Here is a 17,896-nt window from a genome sequence, read left to right as displayed (position 1 = left end):
GCCGCCGCAGCACACCATCGTGCAGCGCTTGTTGCGATCACTCAGACGCAACGCAACCGAGGTGATCATCCCGCGCATGGCCGGGGGTACGGCACCGGCCACCATTGGTGATCCCGGGAATGGGGCCGGCGCTGCGTGTGATGGGCACTCCGCGACGTCCCCAGTCCCTCCGATCCTGCGAGGAATGACGCAACCTCAGACCGGCCGACAGTCGGCGCTACGTCCGTCAAGCGAAAGTAACATCCTCAGATGAGGCAATACGGGGGGTCAAATTTGCAAGCCGATTGACAGCAACTGCTCCCGCGTTTGCGAATCCCTGCTCTGTGCTAGCTCGCCGGAACGCAAGTTGAGCTCGCGGATTCGTTTCACCAGGAGCCTTCCAAATGCTGATGACCAGGGAACGGCGCGCGACGATCCGGACGCTGCGAGGATGGGCCATCTCCGTGCTTCAGGAAGCCGGTGCCGTCCGCGAATGCGAAGAACACGGGCGGATGCAGGACCGCGCTGACCCACACGCCCGCGATCGCGCCTTCAACATCGCCCGAGAGGAGCCTCCGCCGGGCGTCTCCTCGCAAGCGGCCGCCGTCGCGATCGCCGAAGTGCTGGGCTCGATCGGCGACACTTGCCCGGAGTGCCCGCCCGACGACGTGGCTTAAGGGCTGCGACGACTCGACTGCGGACCTCTATAATCCGCGCATGGCCCGACCCGATCCCGAGCAAGGCGCTTCGACCGCGTCCTATCGCAAGATCATCCACATCGACATGGATGCGTTCTATGCCTCCGTGGAACAGCGCGACAACCCGGACCTCCGCGGAAAGCCGGTCGCGGTGGGTGGCTCGGCGGAGCGCGGCGTCGTGGCTGCCGCGAGCTACGAAGCCAGGAAGTTCGGCGTGCGCTCCGCGATGCCGTCGATCACGGCGAAACGCCAGTGTCCCGATCTGATCTTCGTCAAGCCGCGCTTTGAGGTCTACAAGGCCATCAGCAGGCAAATTCGCGAGATTTTCGCGGAGCACACGCCGATCATCGAACCCTTGTCACTCGACGAGGCCTATCTTGACGTGACCGAAAATCTTCAAGGCATCCCGCTTGCTAGGGACGTCGCCTCGCGCATCCGTGAAACGATCAAGGCCGAGACCGGCCTCAACGCTTCGGCCGGCATCTCCTACAACAAGTTTCTGGCGAAGCTTGCTTCCGATCATCGCAAGCCGAACGGCCAGTTCGTCATCTCGCCTGAGATGGGACCAGCCTTTGTGGAGGGGCTGCCCGTGGGCAAATTCCACGGGATAGGCCCGGCGACGAGCGCGAAGATGAATGCCCTGGGCATCTTCACGGGTCTCGACATGCGCAACCAGACGCTGGAGTTCATGAACGGTAACTTCGGCAAGTCGGGCGCCTACTACTACTGGATCTCGCGCGGCGTCGACGAACGGCCCGTTCGAGCCAACCGGATCCGAAAGTCTGTCGGCGCGGAAAACACGTTCGCGACCGACCTCACCGAATTCGAGGCCATGGAAGCAGAGCTCGAACCGCTGATCGACAAGATCTGGCTGCACTGCGAGTCGACGGGCACTCGGGGGCGGACGGTGACGCTCAAAGTGAAGTTCGCCGACTTCGAGATCATCACGCGCAGCCGGTCCGTCTCTTCGGCCGTCGCGAACCGCAACGATCTTGCACAACTGGCCACTAGCCTGCTCAAGGACAACATGCCCCTTCGGAAAGCGGTGCGCCTCCTAGGGGTGTCGCTCTCTTCCCTGCAAGGCGGGGACGACGCGAAGCCGCAACTGGACTTCGGGATTTGAACCGACTGGGGCATCCACTCATCATACCGCGGTAGCTCAGTCGGTGCGGACGTCTGCTGTAGCCCTCAGAGGAGGCACTAAAGCAGACCTCACAACATGTCGGGGATGGGCCACAAACGGACATGCCTACATGGCAACCGATGCGCGCCCCACCGCGCCGCCTTTCGGCGTTACCTATTCTGCCGCTACTTGAGCACCGTGTTCGTGTGTCCCTTCTCGACGATGTCGATAACGAGCAGCCTTGTCGGCTCCTCTCCTGCATTGGCGCCAGTGTGCCAACGCCCCACCGACTCCAACACAAAGTCTCCTGACCGATACGTCTTGCTTTGACCGGTTTCGGTGTCCGTCACGCGCAAGCTTCCCGACAAGATGTAACCGTATCGTGGATACGGATGCTCGTGCTCTGGAAGGTTCGCCCCTCGGGGGATTTCGAAGATAGACGCTACCAGTTCCGCATCCTTTTGGGGCAATACGATCTTTTGCCCGCCAGACGTAGTCGTCGTCGAGAGCAATTGCTTAATGGTGACGTCCGTTTGCTGCTGCGCACAGGCCGTTGAAGTAAACGATGCCAGCAATCCGACGGCCAGACATTTCAGGCTGCCGAACAGGGCAATTCTGCGCCACAGTCGGCGCGTCTTGGCGGAGATAACTCCGGAGAATCCAATCATTGTGAGCGGCTCTCAGTTTGGTGTGATAGCTCGGTAAATATTTGGGACATTGCCATCTCGGTAAGATGCGGATGCAGGTGCGGAAGCGCGCAATTACAGCGTTACGGAAGAGCTCCAACAATCTGTTGACCATTGCGCGCTGCGATCGTCGGCAGCATGTCCATATGCTGCTCGCGCGGATCCGGGTATTGTGGAGATCACGGAAGAACTCCTCGTGGCGGCGCGGCGAGGAGACCAGGATGTGCCTCGCGTCGGCCGCTCCCACGTTGGTGAATCCGTGAACAACCCCTTTGGGCACGACAACACGCGCACCGGGTGCCGCGACCTCAGTCTGATCTCCCACGAGGTACTTCAATTGGCCCTCCAGGACGATAAACAGCTTGTCTTCGCCCTCGGAGATGTGGGCCGGTGCGCCGAAGCCCGGCTTGATGGTCATATCCAGCACCGTGAACGAGCTTTCGTCCGGATTGACAATTTTGGTCGTGAGACCAGCAAATTCGGTCGTTTCGAAATTCGTCGTGATGGCACGCATTAATTAAGTCCTCGATTGGCTTCTGAGCTCAATAGATTTCATGAGGAATTGACGGGGGCGGGAAGATCCCGACCCTGTAGCGTTAGATGGCAGGGTGAAGGTTGCGGACGGGGCTCACTTCCTCGAGGAGCGAGGCAACCTTAAGCGCGGTCGAATCCGCGAGCCAGGCGGAGGCGATTTGTACGCCGATCGGAAGACCGTCGTGGCTTGTTCCGAACCGCATCGACAGGGCCGGCATGCCGGTTAGGCTGAACGGTGATGTCGCGCTCATCACGTGGAACGGGGAAACCGTTTCGCCATCAATCACGAGGTCAGCGAGGCCATGCTTGGTCGCGGGGAACGGGGTCACCGGGCAGAGCAGCGCATCATATCGCTGGAAATAGTCGACGAAGCGGTCGCGGAGGCGCTCCACCGCCTGTTCGGCGGCGACGAAGTCGCCTATCGGCGTGTCAGGTGTGTCAAGGATCAATTTGGCATGCCTGAAGATCTGGGCCTCGTGGCCGGCGGTGACCTTCTCGAACTCAGGCCGGGCTTCCATCTGTTGGAGTTGCCAGAGGATGCTGTTGGCATCGGTCTGCTCCAGCACGGGCAACCGGACCTCCTCGACCTGGCAGCCGACATTGCTCAGCGCATGAGCGGCTGCCTTCACGGTCGCGATAACCTCTGGATCGGTTGGTCCGAAGAAGCCCGGAGAGGCTAACCAGCCCACACGAACCTGATGGGGCGATGTCGTGCCCACCCCTGTATCGAAGCCGAGCGGGCTGATTGAGAAGCCGTCGGCACCGTCGGGTCCCGCCATCAAAGAATAAGCGAGCGCCACATCGCGAACCGAACGGGCCATCGGGCCGATGTGCCAGAAGCGACGTGGCACACGGGGCCAGTGACCTGTCATCGGCATTCGACCGTGAGTAGCTTTAAATCCAACGATACCGGTATGCGCCGCCGGGCCGCGCAATGAGATCGAGAGATCACTGCCCACGCCGAGTGGCGACATGCCAGCCGCGATGGCGGCGGATTCACCACCGCTCGATCCACCCGGGGTGTAGTCGAGGTTCCAGGGGTTGTTCGTTCGGCCCGTCAGGAAATTGTCCGTTTCGATCGAGTAGGAAAATTCCGGCGGGTTCGTCTTTGCGATTAAGATGGCGCCGGCGGCCTTCAGCCTGGCTACGACGGTGGCATCGGTATCGGGCACGCGCCCTTTGAAAATGGGCGAACCGCGCTGTGTCAGCACGCCCGCCGTGTCGATTCCATCTTTGACCGTGAACGGAACGCCATGGAGAGGACCCAATCGAGCGTCCGACTTGACCGCTGCCTCGGCTTTTCTTGCAGCGTCCAGTGCGCCATCAGCCATCGTCACAATGGCGTTTACCTTGGGATTGATCTCGGCAATACGATCGAGATGGGCCTTCATGACCTCCACCGGCGATAGGTCCCGATTGGCAACGAGTTCCGCGATGCGGCTGGCGTCCATCTGAATGATAGTATCGGTCATGATCCTCATCCTACCTTCACTCGGTTCACTTAATTCACTTGCCGGCTGCGTTCCGTCTCCCGGCTGGACGCCGATGATCAATCGCCCGCCGGTTCGGGTTGGAAAGCCGCGACGACGCTCGCTACAGTGAGGATGCCGACGGACAACCAGAGACCGGCACGAACGCCGTTCGGTCCATCGGACAAAGCACCGCTGAGGAGTGGGCCGATGCATTGCCCAGTCCCGAACGCAACGGTCAGTGCTGCGATCGCTGCTGTCCAAGCGTGCGGTTTCGCCGCCTTCCGCACGAATGAGGTGACTGCGGCGATGACCGCGAGTACTGACCCTCCAAAAAGGATGGAGGAGAGATAGGCGCTTGCTGGTCCGTGCCAGATCAGCGGCAAGGCCGCCCCGGCCGCGACCGTCGCGATTGTTGCGCTTGCTCCCCAGCCACCTTTCAGGCGAGCGAGTATGGGGCCCCACGCGAACGCGGCGACAACGGCGGCTAGACCTAAGATCGCCCAGAAGGCGGTAATCGATCCGCTATCGAAACCTTCATTGGTGCGCAAGTGCGCAATGATAAATGTGGCATAGGTGATGTATCCGGCGCCGAATAGCCCGTATGATAGTAGTTTGCGTGCCATGAAGCGGGCCGACCAGCCGCCAGGGGGGGGGTATGAACCTTATAGGAAGGTTCGGGTGTGCGACTTAGAACCAGTGACCCGCAAATGGTCGCAGCTAAGCCTAATGCGCCAAGAGCCAACCACCCGCCCCGCCAGCCTATGCCGGAAAGAAGCGGAGGGACTGCGAGGGCCGAGGCCGTAATGCCGATACCCGCCCCGGCAAAGTAGATGCCCAACATCGTCGGCGCGCGCGATCGAGACCCTCCTGAGGCTGCCGCAGATGTGAGTCCTGCGCCGGCGACAAAAGACACAGCTCCCGCAAGTCCGGAGGCGGCTCTCAAGAGAAGCAGGCTCGTAAAGTCAGCGGTGAGACCGGCCCCGGCTATGGCTGCGGATGTCAGGAAAAGGCCCAGGGAAAATGCGGCCTTGTCGCTCGTGCGACGACCAAAAGGGGCAGCTACGAGGGCCCCGATAAGATATCCAGCCGCGTTGGCGGTATTCATGGCGCCTGCGTCGGCAAAACTCCAGCCGAGATCAGCTTTCATCGATGGAAGCAACAGCGCGTAAGCGAACCGAGCGAGCCCAAGCGCAATCGCTGGGCCCATCGAAAGTCCGAAGATGACCCAGATTGGCGTCAAGAACTGCTTAGCTTCGTTATGCAGCGGCGCTTCCGAGCCACTGTGACCCATTATCAAGCCTTCTCGTACCCCACTGTCGGGCTCAAGAGGTTCATCGCCGTGCGGCTTCCGATGCGTATCCACGTCTCGGCTTCTTTCGGAAATTATGCTCTTACGCCTGTCACGGCTTCGCCGAGCGCCATCAATTTCGCATCAAGCTTATAAGCGGCATCTTGGACCGCCACGCTCCGAAGCCCACTCATGAGGCTTGATGGCTTGTTGAACACAAACCTCGTCTTCCCGTCAGAATGCTCATAGATCGCCAGTCTGACCGGCACATCGAGGCCCGCCTCGATGTCATGCCGCATCATTGTGATCGCGATCAGCGGGTTTCCGATCGTGTACATCAAAAACCGGGTCGGGCGCTCTTGCTTGCTGACCCACTCGCCGTGATCGATTGTCAGGAAACGTGTGAAGCCGCTGGGGCCCAGCACTTCACGAACTCGACGTTCGAAATCATCCTGATCACGTGAAGCTGCAGGTATTGCTGGCCAACCTAATTCTTCAAGCGTTCCGACTTGTTCCTCGAAGGCACGAACAACGTCCTGGAAGCTCCGGTAGCTGACAAAGGTGATATGCTCTACGGTGATCGGCTCGATCATGACTTTCTCCCGGATGCCATATTGATCTACTGAAAAGCTTCAGGAAGTTGCGCGCTCTCGGCGATGTCGCGCAGAGTCTTCCGCAAGCCAACCAATTGATTGTCCCCGAAGAAATGCTTGAATTTTTCATGCGCGCCGGCCCAATAGCGCCGTCCGCGGACCACTTTATCTTTGCCGGCCTTCGTCAACTTGATGGGCCGACGGCGCCCATCCCGCTCGTCTTGGCCCAAGTCGATGAAACCGTCGCGTACAAGCGGTCGAAGTGTTTGACCGAGCGCGGACCGCTCCATGGTCAGGATCTCAGCCAGGTCACCAACGGTTGGTGGATCAGCTGATCGTCGTTCAAGCTCCGAGAGAACGTGAAATTGAGTGACGCGCAAGCCAGTTGGCGCCATCGCTTCATCATACAGCTGCGTCAGTCGGCGAGTGGCTGCACGCATCGCGGCCACGATGCACGGGCTTTCCGAGCGAAATGAGCGTTTCACGTATCGTTCTCCATCATGCACGCCCGGTTTACTTGAGCCGGCTCGCCGATTTGCCCTCAGTTATGGTTTACGGGGATATCCCCATATCGCGTTTGAGGGCATTTAGAGGGGATATCCCCTTATTTCAAGTCAACAATGATTGAACCCGGCGTGACCAACCCTTTGGCTTCCATCCTCCGCAGCAATGGTGCGGTATGACGCCAGCCCACGCCGGCGAGGTCAGCTTAGATTTCCGGACGGAGAAGCGATCCGAGGTCGAGCCTGTGAAGGTCATGAAAATTTACCTTTAAAATCAATTGGACAATAATCGGTCCGCACTGAAACAGCGCTAGGATATGCCGACAGCATGTCCGTTCAGGGTCACGAGCCGCAAAACTCCAATTGAGCAGAACAGGACCGCTCGTCACCCGGTAACCGACGTGACAGCGGACATGCCGCGACTTCGCATGCGCGCCATCAACGGACTAAGTGCATCAGTTCTGTTTCAGGAATTCCAGGAGCGCATTGTTTACTTCTTTGGCGCGCTCTTGCTGAGTCCAATGACCGCAACCTTTCAAGACTATTGTCTCGCGAAGCAAGGGCACGAACTGTTTCAGGCTAGGGATGAGATGGTTCCAATTCGGTGATCTGTAAACCCCGTCTCGATCGCCAACGACATAGAGTGCCGGGACCTGAACCTTTGCGCCAGACCATGGTGCGAGCAGTTCCCAATTTCGATCAATGTTGCGATACCAATTCAGACCTCCTCCAAAGCTGGTGCGCTTGAACTCCTCGACGTAAAATCCGATGTCATTGTCCGTGAGCCACGTCGGCAATGATTGGGTTGTAGGCTTACCATCAAGCCAACCCCCCTCACTAGGAAGCATCGCGAGCGACGCAGGATCTTCAACCGGCGCATCGCCGGATAGAGCAAACAATGTTGTCTTGATTGCGTTGTGGACGTCTTTTTCGAGTTCTGCCTCGGCAACGCCCGGCGTCTGGAAATACAGTTGATAGAAGCGTTGCTTTTCGGTCCGCGGCATGACGGTGCTTGGTCGGTTGGGACCACGCACCTGAAACGGCACGCTCAAGCCAACGACGGCCCTAAATCGATCCGGTCTGAACAGAGCGCAGCGCCAAGCGACCGGCGCTCCCCAATCATGTCCGACAACGACTGCTTGATCCGTGCCGATCGCGTCGAGTAGTCCGACCATGTCTCCGGTCAAATGCAATAGAGTGTATTGATCGATCGCATCCGGTTTGTCCGTCTGCCCGTAACCACGCATGTCGGGCGCGATGGCGCGATATCCGGCGGCGGCGAGCGCTTCCAATTGGTGCCGCCACGAATACCAGCACTCCGGAAAGCCATGGCAGAGAAGCACGGCGGGGCCGCTCCCTGCTTCGGCCAGGTGCATTCGAATGCCATTTGTCTCGATAAATCGATGCGAGATCGTCATTGCCAATCTCCGTAAGATCATTGATCTGACAGCTAATCAGTCACATTGTGAGCTCCAGCCACAGCCGAAGTGGCTCCGCCAACACCCAGTCGAACGGCGGACCGCCAAAACGACATGCTCTATGAATTTATTTTCGAGCCCGCACCGCGCCTCCGGCAGCATCGGAGCACGGCCGGACCATTCCATTAGCCGAAGTTCCGACCAGTGTAGATGTCTACACGTCCGTCGTTGACATTGATCCCGTCACCCGGCCGATGAATGCGTCTATAATCTCGTTGACTGTATCGGCGTGCGTCAACGGACCCATATGGCCTGCACCTTCGATCTCGGCATACGCCGCTCTTGGCCACAGGCCGCGCAGCACGTCTATGACGGCCCGTGCGGCGGGTGTCGTCTGTGAACCGCCGATCAATTGGATAGGCATCTTCAATCCAGAGAGTGCCTCGACCGTTGCTCCGTATGGCTCGAATCCCGTCGGCCATTCGACGGGAAGCTTGGCTATACTTGCCCTCACCGCCTCGCGCTGCCTAGCGTCCATCGCGTCATACGCACCGAGGCCAACTCGATGAAGCTACGCGCGGCTTCGTCAGCATCGTTCTCACCAATGTGGCGAAGTACGCGATCTGCAATAGCCTTGATTTCGGCATGCTCGGATAGCCTTCCTGCCGCGGCCAGCAGGTAGAAGAGGCTTGGCTCGACCAGTGTTAGGCTTCGCACCTGTTCCGGCATTCGGGCGGCTACCCGGGCTAGAACGGAGGCTCCGAGCGAGTGACCGACCATATGAACCGGCTGCGAGATCAGGCGCACGAGCGCTTCCACGATCGCATCTCGTGCTTCATTAGTGGAATGTCGCCCGAGTACGCCGCTGTACGTCCGTATCCGATGTGATCAGGCGCGACCAAGCGATGGCGGCCCGACATTCGCTTGATGAGGGCTCGCCATTGTCCGCTTGAGGCAACGGAGCCATGCCCGAGCACCACTGGGACGCCCGTACCTTCATCGCGATAATAGGCGTCGAGGCCATTCACAGAAATCTGCGGCGTCGAGGCAGCCCCTCAGGGCAGCCCAGTATAAGTGCTATTTAGCAACAATGTAAGTGCGGTTGAGAGTCCGGACTTGTCCCCTTTGCGACCTGCCGGTCCGGCCGGATGTCCGGTCTACCCGAAGACAGTTCGCGTTCGACCAGGTCGCGCAACCCGGGACTCTGAAACGAACAAAGGCCCGGCCACTCCTTTCTGGAGCAGCCGGGCCAACGTTTTCCTGCAGGTAACCGCGGGGAGATTCGCGGGTTCGACCCACCGCTGACGAGCAGCGGTTCTTATGGCGCGGGCATGCGCCGAATTGCAATTTGCTGGAAGCTTTGCCGACGCGCGCCGCATACGGGTGAGGTCGCCACTAAGTTGGTCAGAACCTCGTCGATCGTAAGGTGGTTCGGAATGACCGAATTGGACGGTTCCAGTGCGTTCCGGTTGCGGCAGCAGGATTGCGCCGTGAGACTTACGCTGCGACTGAAGTCTCAGCGGTATGGCCTAGTCGGCCCCGCGATGGGTTCGACGCCGCGGCGACAGCGTAAGCATCACTGGCGTGCCGCCCGCCCAGTTGGCAGAAGCGAGATTGGCGGAATGCGCCGGCAACACAGAACTGCAACTCCGCTGTGAGGCGGGGAGGGCCGGACGCGTTCACGTCCTCGCGCGCCATTACAAGCGTAACCAATCGCTTCACCTCCGAAATGCTGAGGTAGCGAAGCCGGCCGAGATTGGCGGTCTCGGTCCACGCAATCCGGCCGGTGAAGGGCTGCCCACCACCTCGCCGCGGCCTGGGAGTGGTCTGGCAATGAAGGAGACGATGCACTGTGTCGTATGATTTTCTTCTGGTATCGTGGGGTACTTCCGGCAATCTCAATCCACTGCTGACCGCCGGTCGTCAGTTGCGGCAGTGCGGACATAACGTCAGGGTGATGGCGGACCCGGCGATGCGGGACGAAGTCTTGGCCGCCGACTTTGACTTTGTCACCTGGCGCCGTGCGCCGACCGGACGAGCTGCGGACCCCGCGGACTTTTCGGGCTTGCGCGATGCGTTTCGCCGCACCGTGGCGGATCCAGCTAACGACTATGCGGCTGACATCAAGGACGAAATAAGCAAAGCTGCAACAGATGCCGTGCTTAGCATTGATTTGTTGCTTGGCGCAGTGCTCGGCGCAGAAGCCGCGGGCGTGCCCATCGCCCTGCTCTCGCCGCATGTCAGCCTTCGGCCGCTGGCCGGGGTGCCGCCCGCCGCGAGTGGCCTCGCGGCGCCGAAGACGGCGCAGCAGCGAGCTGACGTCGACGCCGCCGCTCAGGAGATGATGGCGCTTTTCGACAGCTTCCTGCCGAGCTTCAACGCCGTCTGTGCGCGGATGGGCGTGCCAGGCGTTTCCCATGTGCTCGACCTGTTCGACAGGGCGGCGCGCGTGTTGCTCGCGATGAGCCGCGCATTCGATTTCCAGGCCGACTGGTTGCCCGCCAATCTGCGCTATGTCGGTCCGCTGCTCGATCAGCCGAGTTGGTGCGGGTCGTGGCGCGCGCCGTGGTCGACGGATCGGCCGCGTGTGCTGATCACCGGCAGCACCGGCGCTCAGGGACAGGGCGAGCTGGTGCAGAAGATCATTCATGCGATGGGTCAGCTTGACGTCGAGGCCGTTGCGACTGCCGGTCCGAACCTGGACGTCAATAGCCTTGAGGCCCCGGAGAATGTGCATTTGCTTCGAAGTGCACCGCACGATGCGGTAATGCAGGAAGTTTCGCTGGTCATCAGCCAGGGAGGTCACGGCACCGTCAACCGCGCGCTCGTCAATGGCGTCCCTCTGCTGGTGCTCCCGATGGGTCGAGATCAGGGCGACAATGCGATCCGTGTCGAGACCAATGGCGCCGGCCTGCGGCTGCCGCCGACTGCTTCGGCAGAGGAGATCGCTTCGGCAGCTGCGCGGCTGATACTGGAGCCGGATTTTCGGCTAGCTGCGCGCTGGCTCGGTGACGCTATCGCAGCTGACATCCGCAGCTCGGGACTAGTCGGGGAGATGGAGGCTATTGCCGCAATGCAGAAGCGCCATCGCGCAGCGTAACCCCACTTATCGATCGCTCCGGCTCCCGAAAGCGCGTCGTCCTCACGAATAGGAGAAGAAAGCGGTGATCGCCGCCAATCGCACGCGCTTCCATTTGCCCGACGGGCCGCTAACGCCGGGGCGTCGCTCCCTCTCCGCCGAGCCGGGGCTGGGGACGTAGGCGATCGGCTATAGGTTGCATTTCTCCTGTAGCGCACGCTCCGGCTGATAACAGTGCACATAGTGCCGCGCCATCTTTGACAAGCCAGGAACGAAACCTGTCGCTATCATCTAATCTTGGCCTCCGGTCCCGACTGCCCCTAAGCCCCCCGGCCGGAGGAAACCAGCCCTGTGGTTGGCGGCCCCAGCTGTCACAAGCTGGGGCCGTTTCCGTTGAGCCGTTACAGCGCTACTCGACTTCGCCTTTGGGATTAGCCAGCAGCATGGACTAACGTAGATCAATGAAGCTTGGTGGCCGTGGGACTAAACCACGGGGCATGAAACGCAAACGCAATCGAGCCAAGCAAACCACTTCACTCCAGGCGCGGCTGGTCAGCTTGGCCCAATACGCCCGCGAGCGCGCGAGAACCATGCCTCCGGGCGACGAGCGCGAGAAGCTACTCAGGCAAGCGGCCCAAGCGGAACAGGCTGCCGAGTTAAACGAGGCCCTCAGTTTGGGCCCGCCGAAATGAGCTTTGACCAATGAAAGACATGCAGGCGCACTTGGAGAAGCTTCGAAATGAAGCCGAAGAGTGCGAATTGATTAGCAAGCTAGCGACCAATGGGACCAAGAAGGCGTTGTTTGCCGGGCTCGCCGAACATCACCGAGCCTTGGTCAAGGAAGTCGAGGAAACCATAGTGGCGTCCTCGCTAAGCACAAGCGATTGAACTACCCTACGATAAAGATTGCTCGGCCTCGCCGCCACTGGTGGCCTCACTGCCCCTCTAGCTTCTTTTCGATGTAGGCGTTGACTGCATCGGCTAAGCTTCGCTGACTGCCTAACACAGCATCGCGCTGTTTCAGAACGTCTTGCTGGAGAAACTGGAGGCCGCTTTTCCTGGCCGGAGCGGGTGTCGCGTCCCAATATTCATTGATGGCCCTTTCGGCCAAGGGAATGCCGCTGACGTCTCCCTTGGCTATCAAGCGACGCAAGATCGCCAGACAAGCATCAATGTGTCCCATGTTGCGAATATGCGCTCCACATCGGCCTCTTTGTCATGGGCCAAACCACCCATCGCGATAGCCTATCGAGGCTTCTTGCCCGACTTTTGTTTCGTGCGCGCCTTTTCCTTGGCCTTGAGCACGTCGGCCTGACTGCGGTACCCCTTGGCAAGATTGAGGAAGGTTTCTGAGATTTCGGCATCCGAGAGCGACAGCGCGATCCGCTCAGCCCTTTTTGCCTGTTTTCGGAACTGCTTGGCTTCCTTCACTTTCCGCACTCCCGAGCCGAGCACAAGTCCCGCCCGCACCACAGCGGGCGGGAAGAGTTTCAATCTCGCCGGTCGTCGAGAACCGACTTCGCAGAAAACATAGCATCAGTGCGAACCAGAGAGGAAGGCGGTCGGCCGAGACCAGCCGCGTGCAGGCATCGAACTCCGTGCGTACTTTGAGTCGAAAGCTTTCTCCAAACACATCTTTTGGTTGGATCAGTTTCGGCCTAACGTGGTTTGGCCTGCTGATTTTTGAGAACGCACAGATGAAATACAGCTTGATGGCATTCGCTGCCGTACTTGCTAGCAGCACCTTGCGCCTTTGCTGACACTCCAGTGACGCCGGCGGAGGCCGACAAAATCAAAGCTACCTTGGAGGCGCTTGGCTGCACGGGCGGCAAGATGGAGAAGGAAACCGAGGGCAGTGGCTACTTTGAAATCGATGTCGCCAAGTGCAAGGACGGACAGTACGACATCAAGCTCGATCGGGAATTCAAGGTGATCGCGATGGCCCGCGATTAGGACCGGTCAATAAGCCGGTCTGCCTATTAACTGATGTGGCCTACTTCCCTGGCGGCCGCAGTCCCGGCGAGTTAATCCACTCGTAGATATGGGCAGCCACAGCAGCTTGGCGCTCTTGCCGCTCCAAATCAGGCGCCCGCCTTCGGCCCAAGAACGTGTCTGGGCTAGGTTGGCGAAGAATTCTGCCGACGTCCGCACAAGCTCGCGCGTCTAAGCAATTATTTGGCTGAGTGACAGATGTTCGTTTGGATGGGTATCTAGCATGCTCTTCTCCCGTTGCTTATGCAGACGGGAGCGCTATTGGTTTCTCAGCCACCGACGCCTACGGACGAGCCTTGGCCGGTGATGTAAACACCATAAGCCGCTTGCCGCACTGTTCCAAGGCAATTGGTGTGCATGCGACAGTGGAGCCAAATACGACAAACTCCCTGACCCATCGACAGACTCGCACAGCGGCTGTTCCCTCGTCCGATACAATCGTCTGTTCGCGCAGCTCGGCAGTCACTTCGTGAGTATAGGCGATCAGGCCGTCTTTGCGCAGCCATGTGAGCGCTTACGTGCTCGAGATTGAGCACGGCCGGGATGACCGAGGTTCGAGGGAGGCCCTAAGATTTTGCAGGACGGAGGCGCGCTCGCTCGTCCAACTCTTGGATTTCCGCTTCAATCTCGGTGGCCAATTCGCTGATGTTTTTGAGCGTTTCTGGGCCTCGAAACTCGTCAGAGAGCGCGCGACACCTCGCGAGCTTAACTTCGAGCTCCCGTCTTTTTGTTAAGAGGTCCATGCGCCGCTCTGCTGTCATGAAACATCGGAAGCTTATAGTTTCTGCTGTGCTTCGCCAATCAGGTTCCTCTGTGCAGAATAGCCGTAAGAACAACCATGCCCTCGGCTCCGTGTTGGCCCGGCCATGGCTATCTGCCCTTCGGGTCATTCGCGTCGATTTTGCAGCGCCTCGTCAATGGCGGTTTACCACTGACAGCTGACGTAGATAAGCACCGGGGTTGCTCGTGATGGGCCCGGAGCGGATATAGCCCTGCTACTCGATCATCTCGTCGGCGGCGCGAGCAGCAAGACCAGAAGACAGCTACACAATTAGATCGTGCGTAAAATGGTGCTCGGCTCCTCTTGCGCCATCAATGACGTTTTCCCGCGCGAGTGAAATATCAATCAGGGCCGCATCCTGGATCGGCGCCGGTCCATCGTGTCCGGCAACGTGCTGGCTAAGTGTTATCGAATCCGGTTCGTGGCGCACATGTACTTCAAAGATATCTGAAGCTTTGGAAGCTGCCATCTCATTCTTGAAATGAAACGAATCTCCGAGCTCTGGGGCAGCTGCCGGTTCTGCGTGCCCGGCGTCGTCGATAGAAACCTGGTTCTTGCCTCCACCGTTCTGGCTCGCTTCCGAATGCGGGTTGTTGGAGGCGTTTACCGGCGCCGCGTGCAAATCACGCTGCGATTCGCCGGGATTGGTAGCGTTCAGTGGTGAGGCGCCATGCTTGGCGTGCTGCTCGGCAGCCGCGGAGCCGTCTTCAGAAGCGTGCAAATCGCGATTCGACTGCCCATGATTGGAATCGTCTCCCGGTGCGTCATGCTCGGCATGCTGTTTGGCGGCTGCGGAGCCGCCTTCAGAAACGTGCAAATCGCGATTCGATTGCCCATGATTGGAATCGTCTCCCGGTGCGTCATGCTTGGCATGCTGCTTGGCGGCTGCGGAGCCGCCTTCAGAAGCGTGCAAATCGCGATTCGATTGCCCATGATTGGAATCGTCTCCCGGTGCATCATGTTTGGCTTGCTGCTGAGCGGCTGCGGAGCCATTTTCAGAAGCGTGCAGACCGCGCTGCGATTGACCACGATTGGAATCGTCCCCCGCACTTGGCGGTGTTGTGCCATGCTCGGCATGCTGCGACGCCTCGGTTGCGGTCTCGCCGAAACCGCCGTGAGTGTCCCCGGCGCGGACGTTGACGGGCGCGGAACCTTCGTAGATCGTGTCACCGCGATTGATCGCATCATCTGATTTTGCGTGAAGAGAGCTATCTTCGCCGTGGCGGCTCCCGCTATCCTCCCTTGCTTCTGCACCGAGAATCTGAGGTTCATCGCCGTCTATGGCGATGGTATCGCTTCGGGGAGTTTCGAAGGCGAATGACCGATCGTATATTCCGGGATTTAGCCAAGCCAGGTTGTCGAAACCATCGAGGTTCGCATCGGTGCTGCTGGAGCTATCGAGGCTTACCAATTCCTTGGTGCCGCCTGCGGTAGCTGACCCGAAGACATCGGTAAGGTTATTGCCAAGATCGAACGCTTGCGCGGGGCTGCAGATGATGTCGAGCTCGTAAATCAAGACTGCGGCCGCCGCCATCATGAAAGCGCTATAGCTGCCCGAGCTCGGCCTTGGAGAGTTGAGTGCCGCCAACGCACTCGTGCTGGCGGCAATATCGGCGCTGGAATCGACGAGTTTGCCGGTCGGTGTCGGCGTGCCCGCTGCGGAATTCTCGGCTCGGCCGGCCTTGCTCATGGTTCCAGCCGTGGTGCTCGAAGCACCGGCAGATTTTTTGGGATTGATAACGATGGTTACGACGTCGGCGGTGCCGTCTGCGGCCATTACCGTGAAAGTATCGGTAAACGTATGGCCGACTGCGTTCGGATGCGCGGCGTGAACGTCGTCTAGCGCTGCGAAAATCAGGGCTGCAAGCGCGCCGATTCCGCCGGAAAGGCGCGATAGGGCGAGCGCTGCGAGCTCCGTCCGGTTGTTGATCTGAAGCTTCTGAAATATGCGATCGAGGTCCGCCTTGATGGTGCCAGGCGGGACATTGAGTTGGCGCGCAATTTCTTTGTTCGACAAGCCGTAGGCGACCAGACGCATGATCTTCCGCTCTTCGACCGTCAAGACTGCCAGCACATCTTCACCAAACGTCCCATTTTCTGCCTGCGCCCGGTCGGGCCGCGGCGCCACTAGCCTCAGGGACTGCAGCACGGTTTCGGGCTTCGCGCGCATCGAAATCGCGTTGCAAGCACCGGCCGCGATTGCGGCGGCGAGGTCGCCACGTGCGACGGATGCGGTGTAGAAGACAAGCCGGGTAGGAAGGTTTTCGGCATTGGCAACGGCGAGCATTTCAGATGCCGTCACGTCAGAAAATCCGTCCTCTACAAGCACAACATCGGGTGCTAGATTCCGAACTGCTTCGAGGCAGCTGGCTCCATCGAGACAGGACGCAACGAGCTCGAAGTCGGGCTCCGCCGCAAACAGCGACGCAAAACCCTGCAGAACGACAGGGCGTCGATCTGCTATGACCAGTCGGATCCGACGCATTAGCGCTTCCCTCGCCGGCATCTCGCTGTAACCGCGCCCAAGGAATGCATCCTAGGGAATGGACGTGCACTTCAAAAGCAGCGCGGCAACGCACGATACCGCGCATGGTTCCCGGATCATTGCTACGCCGTTCCTACTCGCCATTGAAGGCGTGGCCCGCATCCGGCCAAATGCCTAATTAGGGTCAAATGCCGATTTCAACTCGGAGTCACGTCCGCTAATGGAATGGTCCGGCCGTGCTCCGGCCCTGCCAGTGCGAGAAGCTGGCAAGGGGCGCTCAAGACAAGGAACACACCATGTCTCAGAAGCTCAACGCAGCGATCGCCGTGATCGGCATCGATATCGGCAAGAACTCGTTCCACCTCGTGGTCATGATCACCGCGGTGCCATCGTGCTGCGACAGAANTGGTCACGCGGCCAGGTGGAAACGCGGCTCGCCAACCTGCCGCCGNGCTTGATCGGGATGGAGGCTTGCGTCGGCGCGCATCATCTCAGCCGCAAGCTCCAAATGCTTGGCCACGACGCCCGCCTGATGCCGGCGAAATACGTGCGCCCCTATTCGAAGGGGCAGAAGAATGACTTCCGAGATGCGGAAGCCATCGCCGAGGCGGTCCAGCGCCCGGCCATTAAGTTCGTCGCGACCAAGACCGCCGATCAGCTCGACCTTCAGGCGCTGCACCGCGTCCGCGATCGATTGGTCGGTCAGCGTACCGGCGTCATCAATCAGATCCGTGCGTTCCTGCTGGANNGGGGCATCGCCGTACGCCANGGCCTGCACTCCCTGCGGTGCGAGTTGCCGGGTATCCTCGCGACGCGCACCGATGTGCTCTCGCCTCGCATGTTGCGCATCATCGAGGATCTGGCGGGCGACTGGCGCCGGCTGGATGCACGTATCGANGGGCTGTCGAGCGAGATCGAAACGCTGGCCCATCAAGATAAGGCCTGCGAGCGATTGATGACGTGCCCGGCATTTGGCCCGCTCACCTCAAGCGCCATGGTGGCCGCGATCGGCACTGGAGACGTGTTCTCGAAAGGCCGCGACTTCGGCGCCTGGCTTGGACTGGTGCCGAAGCAGATCTCGACCGGCGACCGCACGATCCTGGGCAAGATATCAAGGCGCGGCAATCGCTACCTACGCGCGCTGTTCGTCCAAGCCGCATGGGTGGTGCTGGTCAGGGTGAAGTGCTGGGAGCGCTATGGCCTCAAATCTTGGATCGAAGCCGCCAAGAAGCGATTGCACCACAACGTGCTGGCGATTGCGCTCG

At 59.8% G+C, this 17,896-nt stretch carries 16 protein-coding genes and 2 pseudogenes; 6 read left to right on the top strand and 12 right to left on the bottom strand.

Going from position 1 to position 17,896, the window contains the following annotated elements; translation table 11 throughout:
• The first annotated feature begins 383 nt into the window (after positions 1 to 383).
• Positions 384 to 656: a hypothetical protein gene (locus tag YY7_RS0145845; protein WP_028168915.1), complete on the top strand. Its 273-nt coding sequence runs from the start codon at positions 384 to 386 to the stop codon at positions 654 to 656.
• Positions 657 to 696: 40 nt separating this feature from the next.
• Complete coding sequence (gene dinB / locus YY7_RS0145840; protein WP_028168914.1) at positions 697 to 1,800, top strand: DNA polymerase IV; 1,104 nt, start codon at positions 697 to 699, stop codon at positions 1,798 to 1,800.
• 185 nt (positions 1,801 to 1,985) lie between these two features.
• Here the strand turns inward: dinB and YY7_RS0145835 are convergent, their stop codons facing one another.
• From YY7_RS0145835 to YY7_RS0145790, 9 genes and pseudogenes are all read right to left on the bottom strand, one after another.
• The gene (locus YY7_RS0145835; protein ID WP_433994575.1) at positions 1,986 to 2,312 is read right to left on the bottom strand and encodes a cupin domain-containing protein; all 327 of its coding nucleotides are present in this window, start codon (positions 2,310 to 2,312) and stop codon (positions 1,986 to 1,988) included.
• Between the two features lie 4 nt (positions 2,313 to 2,316).
• On the bottom strand, positions 2,317 to 3,000 hold the full coding sequence (locus tag YY7_RS64105; RefSeq protein WP_245287671.1) for a cupin domain-containing protein: 684 nt from the start codon (positions 2,998 to 3,000) through the stop codon (positions 2,317 to 2,319).
• Between the two features lie 82 nt (positions 3,001 to 3,082).
• Positions 3,083 to 4,492, bottom strand: coding sequence for an amidase (locus YY7_RS0145825; RefSeq protein WP_028168912.1), 1,410 nt, complete (start codon positions 4,490 to 4,492; stop codon positions 3,083 to 3,085).
• A 77-nt stretch (positions 4,493 to 4,569) separates the two neighbouring features.
• Entirely contained in the window at positions 4,570 to 5,115 is a 546-nt protein-coding gene (locus YY7_RS64655) for a YbfB/YjiJ family MFS transporter (protein WP_051397301.1), read from the bottom strand.
• A 47-nt stretch (positions 5,116 to 5,162) separates the two neighbouring features.
• A pseudogene (locus tag YY7_RS65395) lies at positions 5,163 to 5,699 on the bottom strand (YbfB/YjiJ family MFS transporter); the annotation flags it as partial.
• A gap of 176 nt (positions 5,700 to 5,875) precedes the next feature.
• Entirely contained in the window at positions 5,876 to 6,373 is a 498-nt protein-coding gene (locus YY7_RS55420; protein ID WP_051397300.1) for a DUF302 domain-containing protein, read from the bottom strand.
• A 26-nt stretch (positions 6,374 to 6,399) separates the two neighbouring features.
• Complete coding sequence (locus YY7_RS57590; RefSeq protein WP_155255626.1) at positions 6,400 to 6,858, bottom strand: MarR family winged helix-turn-helix transcriptional regulator; 459 nt, start codon at positions 6,856 to 6,858, stop codon at positions 6,400 to 6,402.
• Positions 6,859 to 7,331: 473 nt separating this feature from the next.
• A complete protein-coding gene (locus YY7_RS0145800) occupies positions 7,332 to 8,294 on the bottom strand; it encodes an alpha/beta fold hydrolase (RefSeq protein WP_035692775.1) in 963 nt (320 codons plus the stop codon).
• Positions 8,295 to 8,804: 510 nt separating this feature from the next.
• Positions 8,805 to 9,173, bottom strand: a complete 369-nt coding sequence (locus YY7_RS0145790) for an alpha/beta fold hydrolase (protein WP_155255625.1) — start codon at positions 9,171 to 9,173, stop codon at positions 8,805 to 8,807.
• Between the two features lie 973 nt (positions 9,174 to 10,146).
• On the opposite strand from YY7_RS0145790, the gene YY7_RS0145785 reads away from it, so the two are divergent.
• Together YY7_RS0145785 and YY7_RS0145775 are read left to right on the top strand one after the other, a co-directional pair.
• Positions 10,147 to 11,394 (top strand): glycosyltransferase, encoded by a 1,248-nt coding sequence (locus tag YY7_RS0145785; RefSeq protein ID WP_028168908.1) that lies wholly within the window; start codon positions 10,147 to 10,149, stop codon positions 11,392 to 11,394.
• A gap of 681 nt (positions 11,395 to 12,075) precedes the next feature.
• On the top strand, positions 12,076 to 12,261 hold the full coding sequence (locus tag YY7_RS0145775; RefSeq protein WP_028168906.1) for a hypothetical protein: 186 nt from the start codon (positions 12,076 to 12,078) through the stop codon (positions 12,259 to 12,261).
• A gap of 46 nt (positions 12,262 to 12,307) precedes the next feature.
• On the opposite strand, the gene YY7_RS0145770 is transcribed toward YY7_RS0145775, so the two are convergent.
• Positions 12,308 to 12,556: a hypothetical protein gene (locus YY7_RS0145770; protein WP_028168905.1), complete on the bottom strand. Its 249-nt coding sequence runs from the start codon at positions 12,554 to 12,556 to the stop codon at positions 12,308 to 12,310.
• Positions 12,557 to 12,618: 62 nt separating this feature from the next.
• A complete protein-coding gene (locus YY7_RS0145765; RefSeq protein ID WP_155255624.1) occupies positions 12,619 to 12,804 on the bottom strand; it encodes a hypothetical protein in 186 nt (61 codons plus the stop codon).
• Between the two features lie 336 nt (positions 12,805 to 13,140).
• Here YY7_RS0145765 and YY7_RS0145760 point away from each other — a divergent pair, with 336 nt between their 5' ends.
• Entirely contained in the window at positions 13,141 to 13,326 is a 186-nt protein-coding gene (locus tag YY7_RS0145760; protein ID WP_245287670.1) for a hypothetical protein, read from the top strand.
• Between the two features lie 1,082 nt (positions 13,327 to 14,408).
• Here YY7_RS0145760 and YY7_RS62425 read toward each other — a convergent pair.
• Positions 14,409 to 16,448, bottom strand: coding sequence for a helix-turn-helix transcriptional regulator (locus tag YY7_RS62425; protein WP_245287669.1), 2,040 nt, complete (start codon positions 16,446 to 16,448; stop codon positions 14,409 to 14,411).
• Between the two features lie 479 nt (positions 16,449 to 16,927).
• Here YY7_RS62425 and YY7_RS55405 point away from each other — a divergent pair.
• Positions 16,928 to 17,896, top strand: a pseudogene (locus tag YY7_RS55405) (IS110 family transposase); the annotation flags it as partial.

It is taken from the genome of Bradyrhizobium elkanii WSM2783 (assembly GCF_000472865.1).
Lineage (GTDB): Bacteria > Pseudomonadota > Alphaproteobacteria > Rhizobiales > Xanthobacteraceae > Bradyrhizobium > Bradyrhizobium elkanii_A.
Note: the sequence above shows the minus strand (reverse complement) of the source record. Positions and strands in the feature narration are given on the sequence as shown.

Excerpts from the sequence above, each read along its gene's own strand:
- YY7_RS0145845 (WP_028168915.1), top strand. The coding sequence starts at position 384 with ATGCTGATGACCAGGGAACGGCGCGCGACGATCCGGACGCTGCGAGGA.
- dinB (WP_028168914.1), top strand. The coding sequence starts at position 697 with ATGGCCCGACCCGATCCCGAGCAAGGCGCTTCGACCGCGTCCTATCGC.
- YY7_RS64105 (WP_245287671.1), bottom strand. The coding sequence starts at position 3,000 with ATGCGTGCCATCACGACGAATTTCGAAACGACCGAATTTGCTGGTCTC.
- YY7_RS0145825 (WP_028168912.1), bottom strand. The coding sequence starts at position 4,492 with ATGACCGATACTATCATTCAGATGGACGCCAGCCGCATCGCGGAACTC.
- YY7_RS64655 (WP_051397301.1), bottom strand. The coding sequence starts at position 5,115 with ATGGCACGCAAACTACTATCATACGGGCTATTCGGCGCCGGATACATC.
- YY7_RS55420 (WP_051397300.1), bottom strand. The coding sequence starts at position 6,373 with ATGATCGAGCCGATCACCGTAGAGCATATCACCTTTGTCAGCTACCGG.
- YY7_RS0145800 (WP_035692775.1), bottom strand. The coding sequence starts at position 8,294 with ATGACGATCTCGCATCGATTTATCGAGACAAATGGCATTCGAATGCAC.
- YY7_RS0145775 (WP_028168906.1), top strand. The coding sequence starts at position 12,076 with ATGAAAGACATGCAGGCGCACTTGGAGAAGCTTCGAAATGAAGCCGAA.
- YY7_RS0145770 (WP_028168905.1), bottom strand. The coding sequence starts at position 12,556 with ATGGGACACATTGATGCTTGTCTGGCGATCTTGCGTCGCTTGATAGCC.